The 4,231-nt window shown below is 38.6% G+C and carries 7 protein-coding genes; 5 read left to right on the forward strand and 2 right to left on the reverse strand.

All coding sequences use genetic code 11. From position 1 onward, the window contains the following. Positions 1–387: 387 nt before the first annotated feature. A complete protein-coding gene (locus BQ5591_RS00225; RefSeq protein WP_007844273.1) occupies positions 388–702 on the forward strand; it encodes a hypothetical protein in 315 nt (104 codons plus the stop codon). Positions 703–761: 59 nt separating this feature from the next. Here the strand turns inward: BQ5591_RS00225 and BQ5591_RS00230 are convergent, their stop codons facing one another. Both BQ5591_RS00230 and BQ5591_RS00235 read right to left on the reverse strand, forming a co-directional pair. Beyond that, positions 762–1,031, reverse strand: coding sequence for a Txe/YoeB family addiction module toxin (locus BQ5591_RS00230; RefSeq protein WP_032530137.1), 270 nt, complete (start codon positions 1,029–1,031; stop codon positions 762–764). Then, positions 1,024–1,290, reverse strand: a complete 267-nt coding sequence (locus BQ5591_RS00235) for a prevent-host-death protein (protein WP_032948236.1) — start codon at positions 1,288–1,290, stop codon at positions 1,024–1,026. The genes BQ5591_RS00230 and BQ5591_RS00235 overlap by 8 nt, the downstream gene beginning before the upstream one ends. A 463-nt stretch (positions 1,291–1,753) precedes the next feature. Here BQ5591_RS00235 and BQ5591_RS00245 point away from each other — a divergent pair, with 463 nt between their 5' ends. The 4 genes from BQ5591_RS00245 to BQ5591_RS00260 all read left to right on the forward strand — a co-directional run bounded on the left by BQ5591_RS00245 (position 1,754) and on the right by BQ5591_RS00260 (position 4,185). Then, positions 1,754–2,734, forward strand: a complete 981-nt coding sequence (locus BQ5591_RS00245) for a replication initiation protein (protein ID WP_007844269.1) — start codon at positions 1,754–1,756, stop codon at positions 2,732–2,734. A 27-nt stretch (positions 2,735–2,761) separates the two neighbouring features. Then, the gene (locus tag BQ5591_RS00250) at positions 2,762–3,424 is read left to right on the forward strand and encodes a hypothetical protein (RefSeq protein ID WP_007844268.1); all 663 of its coding nucleotides are present in this window, start codon (positions 2,762–2,764) and stop codon (positions 3,422–3,424) included. Positions 3,425–3,431: 7 nt separating this feature from the next. Next, positions 3,432–3,617, forward strand: coding sequence for a hypothetical protein (locus BQ5591_RS00255; RefSeq protein WP_007844267.1), 186 nt, complete (start codon positions 3,432–3,434; stop codon positions 3,615–3,617). A 67-nt stretch (positions 3,618–3,684) separates the two neighbouring features. Beyond that, on the forward strand, positions 3,685–4,185 hold the full coding sequence (locus BQ5591_RS00260; RefSeq protein ID WP_007844266.1) for a hypothetical protein: 501 nt from the start codon (positions 3,685–3,687) through the stop codon (positions 4,183–4,185). Positions 4,186–4,231: the final 46 nt, after the last annotated feature.

Genomic DNA, 4,231 nt, shown 5'->3' on the forward strand with positions numbered 1-4,231 from the left:
GCTTTGATTTTCAAAGCATAACCCCGTAGGGCAAGAGGAAAAAACAGGGCTTGCCCGGTTTCCTCTTGCTGTTCTATCGAACACCCTCCCCAGCGCGAAATTAGCAAAGGGGACGGGGAGAGATAGAACCTATCCCACACACGTGAACACACACGAAAACCGCACAACAGGTACACAACAGAATTACCCAACAAAACCGCACAACAGGCCATGTCCGGAACACCACAAAAAACTCATCGGTCGGGGAGCGCCGCACGGCAAGGGGCGGGACCACCCGTCCCGACGAGTGCAGCCGTTTGCAGTGCAAATCAGTGTGCGGTTTTACTTGGATATCCGATATAAAATACCTAACTTTGATTTCGTTACGAAATCAAACAAAACAGACCTATGGAAAAGGAGCCAGGAAAAAAGACCGGGAAAGGTGGAGCCAGAGAAGGTTCCGGAAGAAAGGCTGTGTCCGGCATGTACACCAAGACCATGAGAGTGCCTACAGTAATGGAAGAAGAAGTGCTTTGCCTGATCGACATGTATTCGAATTGGATGAAGTCCGGGAAAATCGAAAAGGGTATGAAAAGGCGCACCACTCCGGAACAGAGAATGAGAGCTATCCGGTCAATACAGGAAATACTCGATTATGAGAAGCAGAGCCAGAAAATACACAAACAGGAAGAAGAGGATAAACGGCAGTTGTCTTTATTTTGATTCTGTCACAAATTCAAAATGATTGCAGTAAGTTCCGAAACGGCACATCCTGCAATCCTTCATTTGTCGTCATAATGCCCCCAGGCTGAAATGATGAACACAATTACGGTAGTCTCGTTGACCATATACCTGATACGGTTCTTCTTGTCCAGCTGCCTTGACCAGACACCCTCCAGGTATCTCAACTGTTCCGGATGCCCTGTACCTGTATATGGGTGTTCCCGGAGTTCATCAAGCAGCTTCTCCAGCTTCTTGAAAAGCTGCGGAGAGGATTTTCTCATTAACAGGACATGTTTTACCGCTTCTTTGGAAAATTCTATCTCATACATTGCCTTCGCCCTCTATACGGTTAAGAAAATCGTCCAGAGACTCATTCTTGGCCATTCTGAAGGTATTTCCGTTCCGGATATCTTCAATACCTCTCTGAATGGCCGCAAGTTCTTCTCTTGAAGGAAAATCGCCTTCCCTGACCGCACACACCATGATAGGTGCCGCATTGCGTCTGGAAACCAGGATCGTTTCCGTCTCTGCCATTTCGAAGTATTTCTTCTGGTTGGCACGAAATTCGCGTGTTGTAACAATCTGCATAGTTCTAATATATTGGTTTACACTGCAAAAATAGGGATAAAAACCAATGAAACAAAAGTTTTGTGTACTTATTTGTGTACACGCGCGGAAAATTCGTTCCTCAAAGAACGCTGCGCTGGCCTTTGCTTTGCTTTCACAAACATTCAAAAAGTCGTTTTTCACGGATTTGAAGGTCTGGAAGCCACATTCCGGCTAAAATTTTATGACTTGTTTTTAAGCATAGCTTATTATATGCTTATCAACTTTTTAAAAAACGGCTGTAACATATTGTTAAATAAGAAGTTACAAACAATAGTAACATTCTAAAAACGAGTTTTTGAATGCTAAAAACGAGTTTTTGAATGTTATTTATGGCTTTAAAAACGAGTTTTTGAATGTTTTCGTGGAGATACATTTTTGTATCTCGTTTTTAATTTTTATATTTGCGAACATTCAATCTCTCGTTTTTAAAAAGTAAAGGTGTATGGCTATAAAAATAACAAACAAAGATGTGATACAGAGCTATTTAATGACTGTATCAAAGTACAACTTCTCAGTGTACGAAAAACGCATTCTGTACAGGCTTGTGGAAGCAATGCAATGTGAGATAGAAGGTAAAAAGCTTTATCCTGGACTTCGTATAGAAAAGACGCTATACGATGATAGAGTTGTTTTAATGCCCATTTCTGCGTTTTTAGCCAATGATGATGATGAAAACTACACCCGTGTCAAAAAAGCCCTGTTAGACCTTAGAAACAAATCTTTTGAGTTCGATGATGGACAAGTATGGAAGGTGATAGGCATCATCGAGAAACCACAATTCAATTACAAAAGAGGTTGGGTAAGATTTGAAATACAACCTGAAGTATATAATGCCGTACTTAATTTTTCAAAGGGCTTTAGGAAGTATGAACTTAAAACGGCCATGGAGTTTACAAGTCAGTACTCAATGCGTTTCTATGAGCTCATGAGCGGCCAAGAAAGACCTTTGATATACAGTATAGAAGACTTGAAAATCATGTTTGGTGTACAGGACAAATACAAAAGGAATCCCGATTTCATAAAATGGATTGTAAAACCAGCCAAAGAAGAATTGGATGCCAAAAGCCCTTATTCATTTGAATACAAAGTTCTGAAAGACGGTCGCTCTTTTCATTCACTGAAACTGTATCCAAAATACCAACCGGAACACAGGGATGAAGAACTCGAGAAGCACGAACTACAAAAACAGGTCAGCCTGGGCTGGGATCTGGACAGGCTTATCAGAAACTATCTAAAGCAAGAGCTTCTTTTCACAGACCAGGAAATAAGAAACAATATAGACATTTTCAGGGTTGCTCAAAAGGAGCTTGATTTAATGCTGGAGCTTTCAACTCTGAAGGGAAAATCAAGGGATAAAAAGAACCCAAAAGGGTATATAATAAACGCACTGAGGGGAAAGGTAAAAGACAAGAAGATAATTTGATTCTGTAACATATTCAAAAAAAACATTATGAGAAAGATACTCTCCATTATTATCCTATCTATTATAATAGGCATCGAAATAAAAGCTCAAGTATTGTCAGTATCAGACACAATTCACGAATTAAGCTTTTTCTCTATAAGTCAAGTTTCAGGTGACACAATACATAGATCAAGTGCAAGATACTCACCGATGGATGAAGATGTAAACCAGAACTTCAGGGATCTTAGGATTGAAAAGGTTAAAGTTGAAAACAATATTTTTTATGTTCTCACATTTCAAAAAACTTCAGTTGTCAGTTACGATGCAAAATCATATGTAACATTAGCAATCGAGTTTGGAAGGAAAAACACAAGCCAACATGATGTGCTAAATGATAGTTATTACTTTGCTTTAACAGAATCTCAATATAATGAGATTAGAAATATTATTGCAGAAGGGAAAGGGAAAATAAAGAAAATTAAAAGTGATATCCAAGGAGAGCCTTATGTTGGTCCCAATTCCATAAAACATTGTTTAAAAAGTAGATATAAGGTAGAGCACACCTTTGCAATATCTGCATTTGGTAATGAGATAAAGTTTAGACTTCCAGAAACATATTATGGAATGAGGTTAACCAAAAAGCTCTTTAATAATAATCACTTTACTTGTAACAGAGAAGTTTTTGAAAAACTATTTAATAACCTACAATAGTACAAACATGAAAGAAGGAGACTTGATATTGGTATCTGCTGAAGCCACAGGCTTAGGGAAGCCAATGGAAGCCGTTATAGACAAGATTGAGATATTCATGGGACAAACCCTTGTAACAGTCACTTACACGCAACCTGACGCTTTATCTGGTTTCGGCGGTTGCTTTGTAGATGCACATATAATAAAGCGATAATATATTTTTCGTAGAATATGTATATTAATAAATATATTCTTTATATTTTTATTAGTAAATCATTGATATGCAAGAAAAAACAAATATACAAACATCAACATTAAGAGTACCTAAAAATATACTCGAAAAAATAAAAATATATTGCCGAAAAGCAGGAAAGCCTGTCGGTGAATGGGTTGAAACAGCTTGGAAATTCATAGAAAAGAACGACTTCGACATCTATGACAAAGAAACGACACCATTTCTTCCTGTTCCTCCAGACATCGAGAAGGAAAGGAACCAGGTAGAAGCCTTGTGTATGCTTATGAGTGAATTTATAACTGCACAGAAACAAATACAGCTTCCGGCTCCAGAGCTTATCGCAAAGGCAGCTGAAGAGAAAGTACGTGCTGAAATGAAAGCTGAAGAACAGGCAAAAGATCTTCAGATCCTTCAGGAAGAAAACAATCGATTGCGTAACGAAATCAAAGTCCTTCAGGAATATAAGGAAAAAGCACACCGGGAACTTTGCCGTGTACGTGACGAACAAAAAACAATAGGGAAAATCAAAGTAAATACAGAACTGTAACAGCCAGTCGGGTAGAAAATAGGTAGAAAAACGGCATAACGATTGG

Source organism: Bacteroides ndongoniae, assembly GCF_900108345.1.
GTDB classification, from domain to species: domain Bacteria; phylum Bacteroidota; class Bacteroidia; order Bacteroidales; family Bacteroidaceae; genus Bacteroides; species Bacteroides ndongoniae.

Bases quoted from the DNA above. Each gene is read 5' to 3' on its own strand.
- BQ5591_RS00225 (WP_007844273.1), top strand. From the start codon at position 388: ATGGAAAAGGAGCCAGGAAAAAAGACCGGGAAAGGTGGAGCCAGAGAA.
- BQ5591_RS00230 (WP_032530137.1), bottom strand. From the start codon at position 1,031: ATGTATGAGATAGAATTTTCCAAAGAAGCGGTAAAACATGTCCTGTTA.
- BQ5591_RS00235 (WP_032948236.1), bottom strand. From the start codon at position 1,290: ATGCAGATTGTTACAACACGCGAATTTCGTGCCAACCAGAAGAAATAC.
- BQ5591_RS00245 (WP_007844269.1), top strand. From the start codon at position 1,754: ATGGCTATAAAAATAACAAACAAAGATGTGATACAGAGCTATTTAATG.
- BQ5591_RS00250 (WP_007844268.1), top strand. From the start codon at position 2,762: ATGAGAAAGATACTCTCCATTATTATCCTATCTATTATAATAGGCATC.
- BQ5591_RS00255 (WP_007844267.1), top strand. From the start codon at position 3,432: ATGAAAGAAGGAGACTTGATATTGGTATCTGCTGAAGCCACAGGCTTA.
- BQ5591_RS00260 (WP_007844266.1), top strand. From the start codon at position 3,685: ATGCAAGAAAAAACAAATATACAAACATCAACATTAAGAGTACCTAAA.